This is a genomic window from Streptomyces sp. PL-25, assembly GCF_058344915.1.
In genome coordinates, this window is record NZ_CP136997.1 from 820,020 (window position 1) to 838,609 (window position 18,590).

Consider the following 18,590-nt stretch of genomic DNA (forward strand, 5'->3'; position numbering starts at 1 on the left):
ACCGATCCGTGTCCGAAACCGTCCGGGCTTCACCCGTTCGGCTGAGGTACGGCGAATGGCGCACCGATGGCGTACTGATCGCCGCGCCGGCGTACCACCCTTGTCCCAGGGGGACGCCCGTCCCCCGCCCCGTCGCGAAGGAGTGGTGGACGCATGGAGGACAGCCGGGTGGAGCAGGCGGACCACACCGCGGTGCGGGTCGCCCTGTGGCGGGCGCTGCATCTGCGGGCCGATCCACCGCCGTACGTCTTCGAGGACGAGGTCGGCCTGCGGCTGGCGGCGTCCGGCGACGACTGGCTCCGCCGCCCGGACATGGACCCCGAGGGGACGCGGACCTTCCGGGCGGGTGTCGTGGCCCGCGCCCGCTTCGTCGAGGACCTGGTGACGGCCGAGGCCGCCCGGGGCGTCGCGCAGTACGTCGTCCTGGGCGCCGGACTGGACACCTTCGCGCAGCGCCGCCCCGAGGAGGTCGCCGCCGGGCTGCGGGTGTTCGAGGTGGACCGGCCCGGACCGCAGGCGTGGAAGCGGCAGCGCCTCGCGGACCTCGGCCTGGGCGTCCCGGAGGGCCTGCGGCTGGTCCCCGTGGACTTCGAGGCGGGCGGGTCCTGGTGGAAGGAGCTGGTCGCGGCTGGCTTCGACGCGGGGCGCCCCGCGGTGGTGGCCTGCACCGGCGTGAGCATGTACCTCACCCTGGAGGCGATCACCGGCACCCTGCGCCAGGTGGCGGCGCTCGCGCCCGGTTCCACGCTGGCCATGACGTTCATGCAGCCCGCCGAGCTCCTGGAACCGCGCACGCGCGCCCTGCTGGAGAACACGACGCGCATGGCGCGGGCGTCCGGGACACCGTTCCTCAGCTTCTTCTCCCCACGGGAGATGCTGGACCTCGCCCGCGCGGCGGGGTTCACGGAGGTCCGCCATGTGTCCGCGGACGACCTGGCGCGGCGCTACTTCGACGGCCGCGCGGACGGGCTGCGGCCCGAACCGGCGGAGGAGCTGCTGGTCGCCTCGGTGTGAGGACGGCCGGGTCCGGAAGCTCCGCGTGCACGCGGACTGCCTCCGGCCCCCGTGGAGCCCCCGGCCCCGGGCAGTCCCCGCCGCCTCCCCGCGCACAGGAGCCTCCGGCCGCCCATGGAGGCACACTGGCAGTGAGGCCCGTCGGTCTGGCACGAGGGGGTGTCGGCAATGGCACGTCGTGCGGGAATGTGGCTGTGGCGCTGGCAGCGCAATCCGCTCAGGCGGACCAGCGATGTCGTCGAGGCGTGGATCCTGGCCGCCGCATGGGTCCTCGCCGTGGTGGGCGCCCTGGTGGCCGGGCTGCTGACGGCGGGCGTGATGCAGCAGAACGCGCAGCGTGCCCGTGCGCAGAGCCACCCGGTGTCCGCCGTCCTCGCCGAGGGCGGGTCCCGGAGCGCCGCCCGGCCGGCCGGGGGCGCGCTGGTGTGGGGGACGGTCCGCTGGACCGATCCGGACGGCTCGGTCCACACGGGCCGGACCCGGGTCCCGTCCGGTGTGGCCGCCGGATCCCGCCTCACCGTCTGGACGAACGGCCGCGGCGCCCTGACCTCCCCGCCCGCCTCCGCCGCCGACACCGCCTTCCAGGCGGTCCTGGGCGGCCTGTGGGCCGGGACGGCCACCGTGGGCTTCGTCGTCGGCGGCGCCAAGCTCGCGCAGAATCGGCTCGACCACCGCCGCGACGCCCAGTGGGCCGAGGAGTGGGCCCGGATGGACGCCCGCTGGGGCCGTATGACGGGCTGACGGCCGAAGGGCGGCGGCAAGGCTCCCGCCGTAGCCCCCGCAACCGCCCCGCCGTAGCCGCCGTAGCCGCCGTAGCCGCCGTAGCCGCCGTCAAGAGCCTGACCTGCGGAGAATCCGGCCATGGCGGCCATGGAGCGCGCGCTCCACCCCTTGCCCCGTTCCCGGCGCCCTTCTAGCCTGGTTTTGTGCCGCTGATAAACAAAGTCCGTCCGCACAACGTCGTGCCGGACCGCCCGCTCGTCCGCCTCCGGATCGCCCTCACCGCCTTCTTCGCCCTCGACGGCTTCGTCTTCGCCGGCTGGGTGGTGCGCATCCCGGCCATCAAGGAGCAGACGCACTCCTCCACCGGAGCCCTCGGGCTCGCGCTCCTCGGGGTCTCCGCCGGTGCCGTCGTCACGATGACCCTCACCGGCCGGCTGTGCCGCCGCTACGGGAGCCACCTGGTCACGGTCGTCTGCGCGGTGTTGCTCTCGCTCAGCGTGGCCCTGCCGCCGCTCACCCACTCCGCCCTCGCGCTGGGCGCCGTCCTGCTGGTGTTCGGCGCCGCCTACGGCGGCATCAACGTCGCCTTCAACAGCGCGGCCGTCGACCTGGTGGCGGCGCTGCGGCGTCCGGTCATGCCGACCTTCCACGCCGCCTTCAGCCTCGGCGGCATGGTGGGGGCGGGCCTCGGCGGGCTCGTCGCCGGGCTCCTGTCCCCCACCCGCCATCTGCTGGCGCTCACCGTGACCGGTCTGCTCGTCACGGCCGTCGCCGGGCGGACGCTGCTGCGGCTGGACTCCCCCGCGCCCGCCGACGGCGGCAGGACCCGCCGGGACCGCCGCGACGGGCACCGGCAAGGCGGCCGCACCCGCGGGGTCGTCCTGGTCCTCGGGCTCATCGCCCTGTGCACGGCCTACGGCGAGGGGGCCATGGCCGACTGGGGCGCCCTGCACTTCACCCAGGACCTGCACGCCTCGCCGGGCGTCGCGGCGGTGGGCTACTCGTGCTTCGCGCTCGCGATGACCGTGGGACGGCTGTCCGGCACCACGCTGCTCGAACGGCTCGGCCGCACCCGCGTCATCGTGGGCGGCGGCTGCGTCGCCGCGGCCGGCATGCTCCTCGGCTGCCTCGCGCCCGCCGTGTGGGTGGCCCTGCTCGGCTTCGCCGTGACCGGCCTGGGGCTCGCCAACCTCTTCCCGGTCGCCGTGGAGCGAGCGGGCGCGCTGGCCGGTCCGAACGGTGTCGCGACCGCCTCCACGCTCGGGTACGGCGGCATGCTCATGGGACCCCCGGCCATCGGGTTCATGGCCGGCTGGCTGTCCCTGCGGGCCGCGCTGGCCAGCGTCGCCGTACTGGCCGCCGTCGCCGCCGCGATCGGGTTCGCGACGCGACGGACGGCGTACGAGTGAACGGCGCTCAGGAGGCCGCTTCCGGGCCCCCCGCCTCCCCCTGCGCCTTCGCCCCGTCCCCCGCGGCCCCGGCGTTCTCGGCGTTCTCGTAGACCTTGGCGTCGGACGGCGCCGGACGCTCGACCCGGCACACCAGGGCGTCGTTCTCGACGTCGGCGACGATCGTGTCACCGGGGTCGGCCGAGTCGCTCAGCAGCAGGGAGGCGATGCGGTTGTCCAGCTCGGCCTGGAGGGTGCGGCGCAGCGGGCGGGCGCCGAACTCGGGCTGGTGGCCGTGGGCGACCAGCAGCTTCTTCGCCGCGTCGGTGACCTCCAGTTCCATGCCCTGGGCGCGGACGCGACGGCGGCTGTTGTCCAGCAGCAGATCGACGATCTGGTTCAGCTCCGCCTCGCCCAGGCCGTGGAAGATGATGATGTCGTCGATGCGGTTGAGGAACTCGGGCAGGAACCTGCCGCGCAGGTCCTCCATCAGCTGGTCCTTGATGGCGGCGACGTCGCCGTGGTGGGCGAGGATCCGCTGGGCGCCGATGTTCGAGGTCATGATGACCACGGTGTTGCGGAAGTCGACGGTGCGGCCCTGCGCGTCGGTGAGCCGTCCGTCGTCCAGCACCTGGAGCAGGGTGTTGAAGACGTCCGGGTGGGCCTTCTCGACCTCGTCGAAGAGCAGCACGCTGTAGGGCTGGCGGCGGACCTTCTCGGTGAGCTGGCCCGCCTCCTCGTGGCCGACATAGCCGGGCGGGGCCCCGACGAGCCGGGAGACGGTGTGCTTCTCCTGGAACTCGCTCATGTCGAAGCGGACCATGCGGTTCTCGTCGCCGAACAGCAGCTCGGCGAGCGCCTTGGCCAGTTCGGTCTTGCCGACGCCGGTCGGTCCGAGGAAGAGGAACGAGCCGACGGGCCGGTTGGGATCGCCCATGCCGGCCCGGCTGCGGCGCACCGCCTGGGCGACCGCGGTGACCGCCTCGTCCTGCCCGACGACGCGCGAGTGCAGGGCGTCCTCCAGCTTCAGCAGCCTTTCCTTCTCGCTCTCGGTGAGCTGGGCGACGGGGATGCCGGTGCGCCGGGACAGTACGTCGGCGATGTCGGCGACGGTCACCTCCAGCACGCCCTCGCGCCGCTCGGCGAGCCCTTCCAGCTCGGTCTCCACGTCGGTGATGCGGTCCTTCAGCTCGGAGGCGCGCTCGAAGTCCTCCCCGGCCACGGCCTGGTCCTTCTCGCGGCGCAGCTTGGCCAGCCGGTCCTCGCGCTCGGCGACCTCGGTGGACCGGCCCATCGAGCGCAGCCGCACCCGCGCGCCGGCCTGGTCGAGCAGGTCGATGGCCTTGTCGGGCAGGAACCGGTCGGTGACGTACCGGTCGGACAGCTCGGCGGCGGCGGCCAGCGCGTCGTCGGTGTAGCGGACCTGGTGGTGGGCCTCGTAGGAGTCGCGCAGGCCCTCCAGGATCTGCACGGTCTCCTCGACGCTGGGCTCTGGCACCATGACCGGCTGGAAGCGGCGCTCCAGGGCGGCGTCCTTCTCCACGTACTTGCGGTACTCGGTGAGGGTGGTGGCGCCGACGACGTGCAGTTCACCGCGGGCGAGGGCGGGTTTGAGGATGTTCCCGGCGTCCATCGAGCCCTCGCCGGTGGCGCCCGCGCCGACCACGGTGTGCAGTTCGTCCAGGAACAGGATCGTCGACTCGGAGGCCGCCTTGACCTCGTCGATGACGTTCTTCAGCCGCTCCTCGAACTGGCCACGGTACTGGGCGCCGGCGACGAGTCCCGTCAGGTCGAGGGCGACGACCCGCTTGTTCTCCAGGGTCTTGGGCACGTCCCCGGCGATGATCCGCTGGGCCAGGCCCTCCACGATCGCGGTCTTGCCGACGCCCGGTTCGCCGATCAGCACAGGGTTGTTCTTCGAGCGGCGGGAGAGGATCTCCACGGTCTGCTCGATCTCCTCAGCCCGGCCCACCACCGGGTCCAGCTTTCCGGCGCGGGCCTCCTCGGTCAGGTCGCGGCCGTACTGGTCGAGGGTCGGCGTGTCGCTCGGCGGCTCGGCGCCGCCGGGCCCGGCCTCGGAGCGGGCGACGCTCTCCGCGCCGCGGCGCAGCTGCTCGGTGTCGATGCCGTGGGCGCCCAGGATCTTGGTCGGTGCCGCGCCCGGGGTGTCCAGCAGGGCGCCGAGGATGTGCTCCGGGCCGATGTAGGAGACACCGGCCGCCCGGGAGTGCTCGTAGGCGCGCAGCAGCACCCGCTTGGCGGCCGGGGTCAGGCCCGGCTCGGCCGAGGGGGTGCCGCTCTCGGCGGGCAGTGCCCGCGCGAGGTCGGCGGCGAGCCGGTCGGGGTCGGCGCCCGCCTGGGCGAGCAGGCCGCGGGCGGGCTCCACCTGGGTGCAGGCCCACAGCAGGTGCTCGGTGTCCAGGTCGGAGCTGCCGTCCTCGGCCGCCTTGCCGGTGGCGCGGTTGATCAGGTCCTGGGCGGACTCGGTGAGCAGCCGTCCGATCGGCACCCGCTGCACCTGGGGCGGCGAGGCGCCCGGTGTCATGCCGAAGAAGCGGTTGAGGATCTCGGAGAACGGGTCCGGGCCGCCGAACGAGGCGCCGAAGGGGGACATCGTCATGATCGCCGTCCGCAGCGTGGGGAAATGAGACCCTTCAAGACCAACCCACCATTCGGCCCACCGCAACGCGGCATACGCCGACCCAGTGTCGTAGCGGGGTGCTGGGGGATCGCCGCGACCCGCTGCGGGCGGCGGCCGCACCGGGACGCCTCCCGCCCGCACGGCCCGCACGCCCCCGGGCGCTCGCCAGGGGCGCACGCCGTGCGGCACACTTCCCGCCATGAAGACCGCCGGGTATCTCGACGCGCTGGACCGCGAGGGCCGGCTGCTGGCCGCCGCCGCCGAGGAGGCCGGGACCGGTGCCGCGGTGCCGACGTGTCCGGGCTGGCGGGTGCGGGACCTGCTGCTGCACACCGGGGCGGTGCACCGGTGGGCGGCCGGTCTCGTCGCGGACGCGCACACCGCGCCGCGCCCCCTGGACGAGCCGCCCGCTCTCGACGGCGCCGCGCTGGTGGAGTGGTACCGCGACAGCCATCGCGGCCTCGTGGCGGTGCTGGCCGGCGCGCCGGAGGACGTGGAGTGCTGGACGTTCCACTCGGCGCCCCTGGCGGTGCCGTCCGCGCAGGCCTTCTGGACCCGCCGGCAGGCGCACGAGACGGCGGTGCACCGCTTCGACGCCGAGGCGGCGCGCGGCGGCCTGCCGTCCCCGGTCGGCGCCGAGTTCGCCGTCGACGGCATCGACGAGCTGCTGCGCGGCTTCCACGCCCGCTCCCGGAGCCGGGTCCGTACGCCCCGGCCGCGTGTGCTGCGGGTGCGCGCCACCGATCCGGCCGGGTCCGGTGCGGACGCCGCGGTGTGGACCGTACGGCTGTCGGAGGGGCCGCCGGTCACCGAGCCGGGCGCTGGCGCGGACGCCGAGGCCGAAGTCTCCGGTCCCGCGGACCAGTTGTACCTGGCGCTGTGGAACCGGGTGCCCGTGCCGCGGGTGACGGGTGATCCCGCGCTGGCCGCGCTGTGGCGGGAGACCTCGGGGATCGGCTGAGCAGCGGGGCCGGGCGGGCGCGGGCCGGACCGGCCGGGCCGGATCAGCCCAGCCAGCCCGGCCGGACCAGGCCCGACTCGTAGGCGAGGACGACGAGTTGGGCGCGGTCGCGGGCGCCGAGCTTCACCATGGTGCGGCTGACGTGGGTCTTGGCGGTGAGCGGGCTGACCACCAGGCGGCGGGCGATCTCCGCGTTGGACAGGCCGATGCCGACCAGGGCCATCACCTCGCGCTCGCGGTCGGTGAGCCGGGCCAGGGCGTCGGCGGCGGCCGGTTCCTTGGAGCGGGCGGCGAACTCGGCGATGAGGCGGCGGGTGACGCCCGGGGACAGCAGGGCGTCGCCGTCGACCACCGCCCGCACCGCGCGCAGCAGTTCCTCGGGTTCGGTGTCCTTGACGAGGAAGCCGGAGGCGCCCGAGCGGATCGCCTCGAAGACGTACTCGTCCAGCTCGAAGGTGGTGAGCATGACCACCTTGACGTCCCCGAGCTCCGGGGCGCCGGTGATGCGGCGGGTCGCCGCCAGGCCGTCCAGGACGGGCATGCGGATGTCCATCAGGACGACGTCGGGGCGCACGTCCCGCGCCAGGCGCAGGGCCTCCTCACCGTCGGTGGCCTCCCCGGCGACCTCGATGTCCGGCTGGGCGTCGAGCAGCGCCCGGAACCCGGCCCGCACCAGCGACTGGTCGTCGGCGAGCAGTACGCGGATCACCGGTCGTCCTCCTCGGTGGCCGTCAGGGGCAGTTCGGCCAGCACCCGCCAGCCGCCGCCGGGGCGCGGACCCGCCTCGATGGTCCCACCGAGCGCGGCGGCCCGCTCACGCATCCCGGCCAGCCCGTTGCCGCTGCCGCCCGCCGCCGCGCCGGTCGCCGGTCCGTCGTCGTCGATACGCAGCCGCAGGGTGCCGCCGCCGTGCGCGAGACGCACGCGCGCGTGCCGGGAACCGCTGTGCCGTACGACGTTGGTCAGGGCCTCCTGGACGATCCGGAAGGCGGCGAGAGCGGTGCCGGGCGGCAGCGGGGGCGGAGTGCCCTCGATCTGGACCGTGAGCCCGGCGTGCGCCACCTGGTCGGCCAGTTCGGGCAGCCGGTCGAGGCCGGGCGCGGGCGCGCGCGGCGCCTCCCCCGGGGTGCGCAGCGTGCCGAGCACCTGGCGGACCTCGCCCAGCGCCTCCTTGCTGGCGGCCTTGATGGTGGTGAGCGCGGTGCGGGCCAGCTCCGGGTCGGTGTCCAGCAGGGCGAGGCCGACGCCCGCCTGGACGTTGATGACGGAGATGCTGTGGGCGAGCACGTCGTGCAGTTCGCGGGCGATGCGCAGCCGTTCCTCGTCGGCGCGGCGCCGGGCGGCCTGGGCGCGTTCCGCGCGCTCGCGCGCCCACTGCTCGTGCCGGACGCGGGCCAGTTCGGAGACCGCGACGACGGCCACCACCCAAGTGGCGACGACCAGTTGCTGTCCCCAGCCGGAGGCGGAGTCGCCGGGCGGCGGCAGCAGGCGGTAGAGCCAGAGCGCGATCAGCGCGTGCCCCGCCCACAGCAGCCCCACGGAGGTCCAGGCGGCCCGGCGCCGCCCGGCGACGACGGCGCTGAAGCAGCTGACGGCGACGGTCAGGAACACGGGACCGTAGGGGTATCCGGCCGCGAGGTAGGCCAGGGTGACCGCCGCCGTGGCGTACACGACGAACGCGGGCCGCCGGGTGCGCCAGAGCAGCAGCCCGGCGGCGACCGCCAGCAGCGCGTACGCGTACGCGTCCAGCGCCTCGCGGTGGCTCTGCCCGCGGGCCGAGAAGCGGGTGCCGGCGAGGACGACGGCCGTGACGAGCACGGTGGAGGGCCACGGCCAGCGGGTCCCGGCCCGCTCCCGGCCGTCGGCGCCGCGCTCTCCCGCGGGCCCGTGCCACCGTCCCCACGGTGGACCGCCCCCGCGTACGCGCTGCTCTTCCATGCCGGCCACGCTAGACGTCGCGGCCCCCGGGCACGTCACCCCGGCGAGGTGATCACCCGTACTCCCGGGGAAGTACGCCGGTGCCCAGGGGGCCGCCCCCGCGCTCAGGAACCGTCCGCCTCCCGGGTGCCGGCCGCGTGCTCCGTCTCGGCGCCGGTGTCGGTCTCGGCGGGGGCGGGCGCGGGTGCGGCCGGCTGGCGCCGGTCCATCATGCTCAGGGCGCGCTGGGCCAAGGGGTGGTTGCGGACCAGCTCACCCAGTGTCGTGGAGCCCTGGGTGATGTCCTTGAACGCCTTCCAGGCCGGGCGGAAGCCGGTCAGGGCGGCGTGGAAGAGGCCGGGGCGGCGCTCGAAGACCGCCAGCATCCGCTTGCCGACGGCCATCTCGACCCCGAGCCCGGCCTTGATGGCGAAGGCGTAGTTCAGGGCCTGGCGGCGCGCGTCCACCGCGTCGTGCGCCTCGGCGATCCGGACCGCCCACTCGCCCGCCAGCCGCCCGGACCTGAGCGCGAAGGAGATGCCCTCACGCGTCCACGGCTCCAGCATGCCCGCCGCGTCGCCGCAGACCAGCACCCGCCCGCGCGAGAGCGGCGAGTCGTCGGCGCGGCAGCGGGTCAGATGGCCGGAGGAGATGCTCGGCTCGAAACCGGCCAGTCCCAGCCGGGCGACGAAGTCCTCCAGGTACCGCTTGGTCGCGGCCCCCTCGCCGCGCGCCGAGATCACACCGACGGTGAGCGTGTCGCCCTTGGGGAAGACCCAGCCGTAACTGCCCGGCATCGGGCCCCAGTCGATGAGGACCCGGCCGCGCCAGTCGTCGGCGACGGTCTCGGGCACCGGGATCTCCGCCTCCAGGCCGAGGTCGACCTGGTCGAGCTTGACCCCGACATGGGCGCCTATGCGGCTGGCGCTGCCGTCGGCGCCGACCACCGCGCGGGCGAGCACGGTCTCGCCGCCCTGGAGCACCACGGCGACCGTCCGCCGGTCCGGCACGGCCGAGCCGTGCTGCTCCACCCGGGTCACGGTGGCGCCGGTGCGCAGCTCGGCGCCCGCCTTCTGCGCGTGCTCGACGAGCTGCTGATCGAACTCGGGCCGGTTGATCAGCCCGAACAGCATCTGCCGGGAGCGCCGGGTGCGGGTGAAGCGGCCGTTGTGGGAGAACGTCACGGCGTGCACCCGGTCCTGGAGCGGCAGGTCGAACCCGGGCGGCAGCGAGTCGCGCGAGGGACCGATGATCCCGCCGCCGCAGGTTTTGTACCGTGGCAGGTCGGCCTTCTCCAGCAACAGGACGCGCCGCCCCGCGACCGCCGCCGCGTAGGCGGCCGAGGCCCCCGCGGGTCCCGCGCCCACCACGACGACGTCCCACACCTGCTGCACGTCGTCCGCCGAAGAGTTCTCGCTGCTCACGATGGTCTACCGCTCCACATCAACCGACTGCCTCCCCCGGCTCTCGGCTCCGCCCGAGCAGGGGCACCCCATCTGTCCCCCGCATCCTACGGCCGCTTTCCCCCAGGTCCGCTGTGGGAGGATCGGCAGCGGACACGTCCGCCCACACGGACGCGCCCGCACCGACACGATCACCGAAGACACAGAAGTGCTCACAGAGCGCCGCAGAGGTGCTCACGAGTGCAACGTCGCACCCACAAGGAGCGTGCCCATGTCGTCGCATCCGGTCGCCGAGACCGTCGCCTCCCTGCTGCCCGGGGCCAGGGCGGAGCTGGCCGAACTGGTGGCCTTCAAGTCGGTGGCGGACTTCGACCAGTATCCGAGGAGCGAGAGCGAGGGCGCGGCGAACTGGATCGCCGACGCGCTGCGCGCCGAGGGCTTCACGGACGTGGCGCTGCTCGACACCCCGGACGGCACCCAGTCGGTGTACGGCTACCTGCCCGGCCCCGAGGGCGCGCGGACGGTGCTGCTGTACGCCCACTACGACGTGCAGCCGCCGCTGGACGAGGCCGCCTGGACCACGCCCCCCTTCGAGCTGACCGACCGTGACGGCCGCTGGTACGGGCGCGGCGCGGCCGACTGCAAGGGCGGGGTGATCATGCACCTGCTCGCGCTGCGCGCCCTGAAGGCGAACGGCGGCATACCGGTCAACGTCAAGGTGATCGCGGAGGGTTCGGAGGAGCAGGGCACCGGCGGCCTGGAGCGCTACGCCGAGGAGCACCCCGAGCTGCTGGCGGCCGACACCATCGTGATCGGCGACACCGGCAACTTCCGCGTCGGCCTGCCGACCGTGACCAGCACGCTGCGCGGGATGACCCTGGTCCGCGTCCAGGTGGACACCCTGGAGGGCAATCTGCACTCCGGCCAGTTCGGCGGCGCCGCGCCCGACGCGCTCGCCGCGCTGATCCGCGTCCTGGACTCGCTGCGCGCCGAGGACGGTTCGACGACCGTCGACGGTCTCGCCGCCGACGCGGTGTGGGACGGGCTGGCGTACGAGGACGAGCAGTTCCGCAAGGACGCCAAGGTGCTGGACGGGGTGGAGCTGATCGGTTCGGGCGCGGTCGCCGACCGCGTCTGGGCCCGCCCGGCCGTCACCGTCCTCGGCATCGACTGCCCGCCCGTCGTCGGCGCCACGCCGTCCGTGCAGGCGGGTGCCCGCGCGCTGGTGAGCCTGCGGGTGCCGCCGGGCGTCGACGCCGCCAAGGCCACCGAGCTGCTCCAGGCCCACCTGGAGGCGCACACGCCGTGGGGCGCCCGGGTGCGCACCGAGCAGATCGGCCAGGGCCAGCCCTTCCGCGCCGACACCGCGAGCCCGGCGTACCAGGCGATGGCCGACGCCATGGCGGTCGCCTACCCCGGCGAGGAGCTCCAGTACGCCGGACAGGGCGGCTCGATCCCGCTGTGCAACACCCTGGCCGCGCTCTACCCGCAGGCCGAGATCCTGCTCATCGGCCTGAGCGAGCCCGAGGCGCAGATCCACGCGGTGAACGAGAGCGTCTCGCCCGAGGAACTGGAGCGGCTGTCGGTCGCCGAGGCGCTGTTCCTGCGCAACTACGCGGGCTGACCCGCACGCACGCCGGGCGGGCCGGTCCACCGCGCCCGCTCTGCCAGCGGCAGAGAGCCCTCGCCCTTCGGCGGGGGCCTCTCTACGGTCGGGGCATGGACGTAGTGGAGATCCTTCCCCGGCTGCACCTGCTCCGCTTCCCCGTGGGACAGGCCTACCTGTGGCGCGACGACGACGGGCTGACACTGGTCGACTCCGGGCCCAGGGGCGCGGGCGCGCCGATCACCGAGGCGATCAGATCCCTGGGGCACGATCCGGGGGAGCTGCGGCGGATCGTGCTCACCCACTTCCACGAGGACCACGCGGGCGGGGCGGGCGAACTCGCCCGGTCCTGCGGGGCGCGGGTGCTCGCCCACCGCCTGGACGCCCCGTACGTCAGGGGCGAGGCGGCCCCTCCCCCGCCGCGCTACGAGGCCGGGGAGCAGGCCCTGCACGCGGCGGCCCTCGCGCGGCTCCCCGAGGGCGATCCGGTCCGCCCCCGGCAGCTCACCGAGGTGTCCGACGGCGACGTCCTCGGCTTCGGCGGCGGCGCCCGCGTCGTGCACGCCCCGGGCCACACCGACGGCAGCATCGGCGTCCATCTTCCCCGGTACGGCGTCCTGTTCACCGGGGACACGATCGCCGTGTCCCCGGTCGACGGCTCCGTCGTCCTCGGCGTCTTCAACCTCGACCGCGCCCGCACCCTCGCCGCCTTCCGGCAACTGGCCGCCCGCGAACCGCAGGTGGCCTGCTTCGGCCACGGCGCCCCGGTGACCGAGCGGGCCGGCGAGACACTGCGCCGGGCGGCGGCCCGGTACGAACCGCCTGTGTGAGGCGGGGCGTCCGGGGCTCGGGCGCCGGGCTCCGGGCCGGGGGTACGCGGCTCGGGGGCCGGGAGTACGCGGCTCGGGGGCCGGGAGTACGCGGCTCGGGGGCCGGGAGTACGCGGCTCGGGGGCCGGGAGTACGCGGCTCGGGGGCCGGGAGTACGCGGCTCGGGCGCCGGCTCCGAGCGCCGGGCACCGAGTCGGGGCACCGAGGCCGGGCATCCCCGTCCGGGCGTCCGGATTCGGGCATCCGGCCCAGGTCCCGGGGCTCGAACCTCGGGACGTGGATTCGACTTTCGGGCGCCGGAGCTCCAGCGTCCGGGCGGACATCCCCGTTCGAGTGTCCGGGGCCGGTCTTCCGGTCCGGGCTCCGAGATCGCGCGCCCGGCGTCCGGGGGCGTGGCCCGGACGCCGGCGGCCAGGTGCCCGGGGCGGGGGCCCAGCCGCCCGGCCGGACGGCGGATCCGGGCGGCTGGGCCCGGACCCGCCTCCGGTCGCTCCGTCGGGCCCTCCGGCGGCCGCGACCTGCCCGACGGCGGTCAGTCACCGCCGGGCCACGGCCGGCCGACGGACGGCACGTCGCGCAACCGACGGGCGCACAGCGGACAGCCGACGGACGGCATGCCCGACACCGACAGGACAGGACGGGACAGGGCGGGACCCCCGCCGGATCACCGGCAGAGGACGCATCAGGCGACCGGCACAGGGTACATCGGTGCCCGGGGCGCCGGCCCACAGGCCCACGTGCCACCTGCCCACCCGCTACCTGCCCACGGCCCGTCCCACGCCCCGGTCTGCGCGCTCCTGGGCACCCGGACCGCCCACGGGCCGCCCCCGGTGGGATGATCCCGGCGGGGCCGGCTCAGCCCACCGGCACGCCCGCCTCCAGATAGACCGCCGCGCCCCGTTCGCGGGCGCGCAGCGCCCAGCGCAGGCGTTCGTGGCGGACCGGCGGGAGCAGGGTGGCGGCCTCCCGTTCGGTGACGAAGCGGCAGCCGCGCAGTTCGGGGCCGGGCAGCAGCAGCCGGGCGGCCTCGGCGGAGTCGAGGCGGCCGCCGTCGAAGAGCAGGCGCAAGCCGCCGAAGCCGGGGGGCGCGGGGCGTTCCCAGTCCACGACGAGCAGCCGGGGCGGCTCCTCCAGCCGTATGCCGGTCTCCTCGGCGACCTCGCGCATCCCGGCGCGCGCGGGGGCCTCGCCGGGTTCGACTATGCCGCCGGGGAACTCCCAGCCGGGCTTGTAGGTGGGGTCGACGAGCAGCACCCGGTCCCGCTCGTCGAAGAGCAGCACACCGGAGGCGACGGTCTCGGCGGTGGGCTCGGGGGTCTGCACGATGTCGCAGGGGGGCGCGGCGCCGGTGCCGACCGCCTCGGCGATCCGGACGGCCGTCTCGTACGGGGTGAGGGCGCCGTTGTCGATGAGGTGCGCGTCGGCGGCGAGCCAGGAGGCCAGCGCGGCGCGGAAGGGCTCGATGCGGTCGTGGGCCCACTGGTGGGTCCGCAGGTCGCCGTCGGGGAGGCCGGACGGGGCGTCGCGGTGGGCCGCCCGCTCACGCAGGATCGTTTCGGCCGGGGCGAGGAGCACATGGCGTACGCCGATGCGGCGGGCGGCGAGGCCGCCGAAGATCTCGTCGCGGTGGTCCTGGCGGAGCAGGGTCATCGGCACCACCAGGGTGCCGCCCAGTTCGGCGAGCATCGCGGCGGCCGTGTCGATCACCAGCCGCCGCCAGATCGGCAGGTCCTGGAGGTCGCCGGCCTCGGCGAGGTGCTTGGGCGGCAGGAGGTGCTGGGCGAGAAGGCCGCCGATGACCTCGGGATCGAAGAGCGTGCTGTTCGGGATCAGATCGATCAGTTCCCGTGCGGTGGCGGACTTGCCCGCACCGAACGTGCCGTTGATCCAGACGACGGTCACTGGTCCCCCTCTTCTGTTGGCCCCCTGTGGCTTGCCCGCTCCACCCTGCCACGGAAACCAGGCCCAGTTGAGGACGACACGGAGCGGCGCCGCACCCCGCCGCGCGAGGGGTGCGGCGCCGCTGCGCTGCGGGCCGCCCGGCGGGGCCGGCCGGGCTGCCCGGGGCTGCCCGGCCGGTCCGCCTCAGTCGTTCTGTCCCAGGACGTCCTTGTCCACGGGCAGGCCGTCCTGGCCGACGAGGTGGTCCACGGCGCCCACGGTGTCCTTCACCCCCAGTTCACCGAGCGCGTCCCGGTCGGCGGCGTGCGAGGGGGAGACGGCGGCCACCACGAAGCCGGTGGCGAGGGAGGCGAGGGCGAGCATGCTGCGCTTCTTCATGCCTGCTCAACGGCGGACGGCGGCTTTGGTCACGCGACCGCGGGCCGACGGCGTACCGACCCGGGCCCCGCACCGCCTCATGAGGCCGCCCGCGCCGAGCGGACCCGCCCGCCTTCCGTCCATCCGTCCGGAGTCCCTTGCCTCCGCCCGTTCCCGTTCGCCCGGAGTCCCTTGCCTCCGCCCGTCCCCGTCCGCCCGCCGCGGCCCGGTCGCTCAGACCCCGGCCCCCGCCGGGTCCGTACGTGCCGTGAGGGCCGCCGCCGCCGCGCCCACCAGGCCGGCGTCGGTGCCCATCTGGGCCGGGACGACCGTCAGTTGCCGGACGAAGGAGAGGGTGGCGTAGTCCGTGAGCGCCCTGCGCAACGGGCCGAACAGCACCTCGCCCGCCTTGCCCACACCGCCGCCGACGACCGCGATGTCGATCTCGGCCAGGGTCGCCGTCGCCGCGATGCCCGCGGCCAGGGCGCGTGCGGCGCGCTCGAAGGAGGCCACGGCCACCGGGTCGCCCGCGCGCGCGGCGGCGGCCACGGCGGCGGCCGTGGTGTCGCCGTCGGGCCCCGGCCGCCAGCCGTTCTCCACCGCCCGGCGGGCGATGTTCGGACCGCTGGCGATCCGCTCCACGCAGCCGCGCGAACCGCACGGACACAGGTCGCCGTCCAGGTCGACGCTGATGTGGCCGATGTGCCCCGCGTTGCCCGTGGGCCCCGGGTGCAGCCGGCCGCCGAGGACCAGACCGCCGCCCACGCCCGTGGAGACCACCATGCACAGCGCGTTGTCGTGGCCGCGGGCCGCGCCCTGCCAGTGCTCGGCCGCCGTGATGGCCACACCGTCGCCGATCAGCTGTACGGGCAGTCCCCCAGCCGCGGCACGTGCGCGCTCCACCAGCGGATAGCCGCGCCAGCCCGGCACGTTGACCGGGCTGACCGTACCGGCGGAGGCGTCCACCGGGCCCGCGCTGCCGATACCCAGCGCGGTGGCCCGGCCCCACAGCGCGGACGCGCTCAGCTCGCCGAGCACGTCCTCCACGGCCCGCATGACGGTCTCACCGTCCTCCTTCGCGGGCGTGGCGCGCTGTGCGCGCACCAGGATGCTGCCGTGGCCGTCCACCAGCGCTCCGGCGATCTTGGTGCCGCCGATGTCGAGCGCGGCCACGAGGTCGGTGTGCATCAGTGTCAGATCTCCCCGTCAACCATGTAAGGACTAAGTGGTGAGCGCAGCCCGGCCTCGCGGCGGGAGCGCTGACCGAGTATGCGATGGACAGTCTCTCGTGCGTATGACAACGTTGTCCAGGCTCTATGCTCGACGCCACATCCTCATACGCACCCAGGGACCCGCGCAGAGCCCCTGCGGACGACAAGGAACAGGACGCCGCATCGTGCCAGAGACCGCCCGCCGAGAAGACCGCCCCGCCGACCGCGCTCCGGACCGCGCGTCCGGGACACGGTACGGCAACCGTCCGACCATGAAGGACGTGGCGGCGCGGGCCGGCGTGGGCCTCAAGACCGTCTCCCGCGTGGTGAACGGCGAGCCCGGTGTCACCGCCGACACCGAGCGGCGGGTGCAGGAGGCCATCGAGGCGCTCGGCTTCCGCCGCAACGACAGCGCGCGGGTGCTGCGCAAGGGGCGCACGGCGAGCATCGGACTCGTCCTGGAGGACCTCGCCGACCCGTTCTACGGTCCGCTCAGCCGCGCGGTGGAGGAAGTGGCCCGCGCACACGGCGCCCTGCTCATCAACGGCTCCAGCGCGGAGGACCCGGACCGCGAGCAGGAGCTGGCGCTGGCGCTGTGCGCGCGGCGGGTGGACGGGCTGGTCATCATCCCGGCCGGCGACGACCACCGGTATCTGGAACCGGAGATCAAGGCGGGCGTCGCCACCGTGTTCGTGGACCGTCCGGCCGGCCGGATCGACGCCGACGTGGTCCTCTCGGACAACTTCGGCGGTGCCCGCGACGGCGTCGCGCACCTGATCGCCCACGGGCACCGCAGGATCGGCTTCATCGGCGACATGCCGCGCATCCACACGGCGATCGAGCGGCTGCGCGGCTACCGGGCGGCGATGGAGGACGCGGGGATAGCCGTGGAGGACTCCTGGATGTCGCTGGGCGTCACCGACCCGGAGCGGGTGCGGCGGGCCGCCGAGGAAATGCTGTCGGGTCCGGACCCGGTCACCGCGGTCTTCACCGGCAACAACCGGGTGACGGTCACCGTGATCCGGGTCCTGGCCGGACTGCCCCGGCCGGTCGCCCTGGTCGGCTTCGACGACCTCGAACTGGCCGATCTGCTCCAGCCGGGTGTCACCGTCGTGGCCCAGGACGCCGCCGCGCTCGGCCGCACCGCCGCCGAACGGCTCTTCCGGCAGCTCGACGGCACCCATCTGTCCCCGGAGCGGATCGAACTGCCGACCAGGCTCGTGCAGCGCGGCTCGGGCGAGGTGCCGCCGCCGGCCTGACGCGACGGCGCCGGGGCGCCCCGCGCGGGTGGGGGCGCCCCGGCCGGCCGCTACTGGGCGGACGCCGTGAGGTCGCCGCGCCGGGGCGCGGCGAAGCCCTCCAGGTCGGCTCGGGTCAGACCGGTGAGCCGGGCGACCTCGGCGATGTCGAGGGCGCCGCAGTCCAGGCCGCGCAGCAGATAGCCGCTGAGCGCCTTGGCGGTGGCGGGCTCGTCCATCACGTCGCCGCCGGCCCGATTGGCGTAGCGGGCGAGGCGGGCCGCCGCCTGCTCGAAGCCCTCGCGGTAGAAGGCGAACACGGCCGCGTACCGGGTGGGGATGTGCGCCGGGTGCATGTCCCAGCCCTGGTAGTAGGCACGGGCCAAGGCGCGGCGGGTGAGGCCGTAGTGCAGGCGCCAGGCGTCGTGAACCTTCTCGGTCGGGCCGACCGGCAGGACGTTGGTGGAGCCGTCCGAGACGCGGACGCCGGTCCCCGCCGCGGCGACCTGCATGACGGCCTTGGCGTGGTCGGCGGCCGGGTGGTCGCTGGCCTGGTAGGCGGCGGAGACACCGAGGCAGGCGCTGTAGTCGAAGGTGCCGTAGTGCAGGCCGGTGGCGCGGCCCTCGGCGGCCTGGATCATCCGGGCGACGGCGGCGGTGCCGTCGGCGGCGAGGATGGACTGGCTGGTCTCGATCTGGATCTCGAAGCCGATCCGGCCGGGTTCGAGGCCGTGGGCCTTCTCGAAGGCGTCCAGCAGCCGTGCCATGGCGGTGACCTGCTCGGGGTAGGTGACCTTCGGCAGCGTCAGCACCAGTCCGCCGGGCAGGCCGCCGGCCCGCATCAGTCCGCTGAGGAAGATGTCGAGGGTGCGGATGCCGCGGTCGCGGACGGGTGCCTCCATGCACTTCATCCGGATGCCCATGTACGGCGCGGCGGTGCCCTGCTCGTACGCCTCGGCGACCAGCCGGGCCGCGCGGGCGGCGGCCTCGTCCTCCTCGGCGTCGGGGCGGGGGCCGTAGCCGTCCTCGAAGTCGATGCGGAGGTCCTCGATCGGTTCGCGTTCCAGCTTGGCGCGGACGCGGGAGTGGACGGGTTCCGCGAGGTCGTCGGCCAGGCCCAGGACCGCGGCGAAGGAGGCGGCGTCCGGGGCGTGTTCGTCGAGGGCGGCCAGCGCCCGGTCGCCCCAGGAGCGGAGGGTGTCGGCGGCGAAGGCGTCACCGGGGACGTAGACGGTGTGGACCGGCTGGCGGGTGCCGGGGTCGCCCGGGTAGCGGCGCTCCAGCTCGGCGTCGACCGGGGCGAGGGAGGCGCTGATCTCCTCGCTGACGGCGCCCGCGAGGCTCGTCGCCACCGTCTCCTGCTGGCCCTGACCCATTCCACACCCTCCTGTTTTCCGTT

At 74.9% G+C, this 18,590-nt stretch carries 15 protein-coding genes; 7 read left to right on the top strand and 8 right to left on the bottom strand.

Annotated elements, in window-relative coordinates:
• Nucleotides 1-153: 153 nt before the first annotated feature.
• The 3 genes from R4Z62_RS03555 (at nucleotide 154) to R4Z62_RS03565 (ending at nucleotide 3,146) form a co-directional block, all read left to right on the top strand.
• Nucleotides 154-1,014, top strand: coding sequence for a class I SAM-dependent methyltransferase (locus R4Z62_RS03555; RefSeq protein WP_491519099.1), 861 nt, complete (start codon nucleotides 154-156; stop codon nucleotides 1,012-1,014).
• Nucleotides 1,015-1,182: 168 nt separating this feature from the next.
• Nucleotides 1,183-1,755, top strand: a complete 573-nt coding sequence (locus tag R4Z62_RS03560; RefSeq protein WP_237305298.1) for an Rv1733c family protein — start codon at nucleotides 1,183-1,185, stop codon at nucleotides 1,753-1,755.
• Nucleotides 1,756-1,976: 221 nt separating this feature from the next.
• Nucleotides 1,977-3,146 (top strand): MFS transporter, encoded by a 1,170-nt coding sequence (locus R4Z62_RS03565; protein WP_355476054.1) that lies wholly within the window; start codon nucleotides 1,977-1,979, stop codon nucleotides 3,144-3,146.
• A gap of 7 nt (nucleotides 3,147-3,153) precedes the next feature.
• On the opposite strand, the gene R4Z62_RS03570 is transcribed toward R4Z62_RS03565, so the two are convergent.
• Nucleotides 3,154-5,745, bottom strand: coding sequence for an ATP-dependent Clp protease ATP-binding subunit (locus R4Z62_RS03570; protein WP_491519100.1), 2,592 nt, complete (start codon nucleotides 5,743-5,745; stop codon nucleotides 3,154-3,156).
• A gap of 220 nt (nucleotides 5,746-5,965) precedes the next feature.
• On the opposite strand from R4Z62_RS03570, the gene R4Z62_RS03575 reads away from it, so the two are divergent.
• A complete protein-coding gene (locus tag R4Z62_RS03575) occupies nucleotides 5,966-6,727 on the top strand; it encodes a maleylpyruvate isomerase family mycothiol-dependent enzyme (protein WP_355475781.1) in 762 nt (253 codons plus the stop codon).
• A 43-nt stretch (nucleotides 6,728-6,770) separates the two neighbouring features.
• Here the strand turns inward: R4Z62_RS03575 and R4Z62_RS03580 are convergent, their stop codons facing one another.
• The 3 genes from R4Z62_RS03580 to R4Z62_RS03590 form a co-directional block, all read right to left on the bottom strand.
• A complete protein-coding gene (locus R4Z62_RS03580; protein WP_385491451.1) occupies nucleotides 6,771-7,436 on the bottom strand; it encodes a response regulator transcription factor in 666 nt (221 codons plus the stop codon).
• Nucleotides 7,433-8,665 carry a sensor histidine kinase gene (locus R4Z62_RS03585; RefSeq protein WP_491519101.1) on the bottom strand — a complete coding sequence of 411 codons (1,233 nt, stop codon included), beginning with the start codon at nucleotides 8,663-8,665 and terminating at the stop codon, nucleotides 7,433-7,435. The genes R4Z62_RS03580 and R4Z62_RS03585 overlap by 4 nt, the downstream gene beginning before the upstream one ends.
• Nucleotides 8,666-8,769: 104 nt before the next feature.
• Nucleotides 8,770-10,068, bottom strand: a complete 1,299-nt coding sequence (locus R4Z62_RS03590) for a geranylgeranyl reductase family protein (RefSeq protein ID WP_064531362.1) — start codon at nucleotides 10,066-10,068, stop codon at nucleotides 8,770-8,772.
• A gap of 250 nt (nucleotides 10,069-10,318) precedes the next feature.
• Between R4Z62_RS03590 and R4Z62_RS03595 the strand changes: the two genes are divergently transcribed.
• Together R4Z62_RS03595 and R4Z62_RS03600 are read left to right on the top strand one after the other, a co-directional pair.
• Nucleotides 10,319-11,671 (top strand): dipeptidase, encoded by a 1,353-nt coding sequence (locus R4Z62_RS03595; protein WP_355475786.1) that lies wholly within the window; start codon nucleotides 10,319-10,321, stop codon nucleotides 11,669-11,671.
• A 95-nt stretch (nucleotides 11,672-11,766) separates the two neighbouring features.
• Nucleotides 11,767-12,483 carry an MBL fold metallo-hydrolase gene (locus tag R4Z62_RS03600; RefSeq protein WP_491519102.1) on the top strand — a complete coding sequence of 239 codons (717 nt, stop codon included), beginning with the start codon at nucleotides 11,767-11,769 and terminating at the stop codon, nucleotides 12,481-12,483.
• An 855-nt stretch (nucleotides 12,484-13,338) separates the two neighbouring features.
• On the opposite strand, the gene R4Z62_RS03605 is transcribed toward R4Z62_RS03600, so the two are convergent.
• The 3 genes from R4Z62_RS03605 to R4Z62_RS03615 all read right to left on the bottom strand — a co-directional run bounded on the left by R4Z62_RS03605 (nucleotide 13,339) and on the right by R4Z62_RS03615 (nucleotide 15,930).
• Complete coding sequence (locus R4Z62_RS03605) at nucleotides 13,339-14,385, bottom strand: NUDIX hydrolase (RefSeq protein WP_064531365.1); 1,047 nt, start codon at nucleotides 14,383-14,385, stop codon at nucleotides 13,339-13,341.
• A gap of 183 nt (nucleotides 14,386-14,568) precedes the next feature.
• A complete protein-coding gene (locus R4Z62_RS03610; RefSeq protein WP_018570967.1) occupies nucleotides 14,569-14,763 on the bottom strand; it encodes a hypothetical protein in 195 nt (64 codons plus the stop codon).
• Between the two features lie 213 nt (nucleotides 14,764-14,976).
• Nucleotides 14,977-15,930, bottom strand: coding sequence for an ROK family protein (locus R4Z62_RS03615; protein ID WP_389598563.1), 954 nt, complete (start codon nucleotides 15,928-15,930; stop codon nucleotides 14,977-14,979).
• A gap of 208 nt (nucleotides 15,931-16,138) precedes the next feature.
• Between R4Z62_RS03615 and R4Z62_RS03620 the strand changes: the two genes are divergently transcribed.
• The gene (locus R4Z62_RS03620; protein ID WP_064531367.1) at nucleotides 16,139-17,212 is read left to right on the top strand and encodes a LacI family DNA-binding transcriptional regulator; all 1,074 of its coding nucleotides are present in this window, start codon (nucleotides 16,139-16,141) and stop codon (nucleotides 17,210-17,212) included.
• 50 nt (nucleotides 17,213-17,262) lie between these two features.
• Here the strand turns inward: R4Z62_RS03620 and R4Z62_RS03625 are convergent, their stop codons facing one another.
• Nucleotides 17,263-18,567, bottom strand: a complete 1,305-nt coding sequence (locus R4Z62_RS03625; protein ID WP_064531368.1) for a DUF6986 family protein — start codon at nucleotides 18,565-18,567, stop codon at nucleotides 17,263-17,265.
• Nucleotides 18,568-18,590 lie beyond the last annotated feature (23 nt).

Bases quoted from the DNA above. Each gene is read 5' to 3' on its own strand.
- R4Z62_RS03560 (WP_237305298.1), top strand. From the start codon at position 1,183: ATGGCACGTCGTGCGGGAATGTGGCTGTGGCGCTGGCAGCGCAATCCG.
- R4Z62_RS03575 (WP_355475781.1), top strand. From the start codon at position 5,966: ATGAAGACCGCCGGGTATCTCGACGCGCTGGACCGCGAGGGCCGGCTG.
- R4Z62_RS03600 (WP_491519102.1), top strand. From the start codon at position 11,767: ATGGACGTAGTGGAGATCCTTCCCCGGCTGCACCTGCTCCGCTTCCCC.
- R4Z62_RS03570 (WP_491519100.1), bottom strand. From the start codon at position 5,745: ATGACGATGTCCCCCTTCGGCGCCTCGTTCGGCGGCCCGGACCCGTTC.
- R4Z62_RS03585 (WP_491519101.1), bottom strand. From the start codon at position 8,665: ATGGAAGAGCAGCGCGTACGCGGGGGCGGTCCACCGTGGGGACGGTGG.
- R4Z62_RS03555 (WP_491519099.1), top strand. From the start codon at position 154: ATGGAGGACAGCCGGGTGGAGCAGGCGGACCACACCGCGGTGCGGGTC.
- R4Z62_RS03610 (WP_018570967.1), bottom strand. From the start codon at position 14,763: ATGAAGAAGCGCAGCATGCTCGCCCTCGCCTCCCTCGCCACCGGCTTC.
- R4Z62_RS03615 (WP_389598563.1), bottom strand. From the start codon at position 15,930: ATGCACACCGACCTCGTGGCCGCGCTCGACATCGGCGGCACCAAGATC.
- R4Z62_RS03625 (WP_064531368.1), bottom strand. From the start codon at position 18,567: ATGGGTCAGGGCCAGCAGGAGACGGTGGCGACGAGCCTCGCGGGCGCC.
- R4Z62_RS03595 (WP_355475786.1), top strand. From the start codon at position 10,319: ATGTCGTCGCATCCGGTCGCCGAGACCGTCGCCTCCCTGCTGCCCGGG.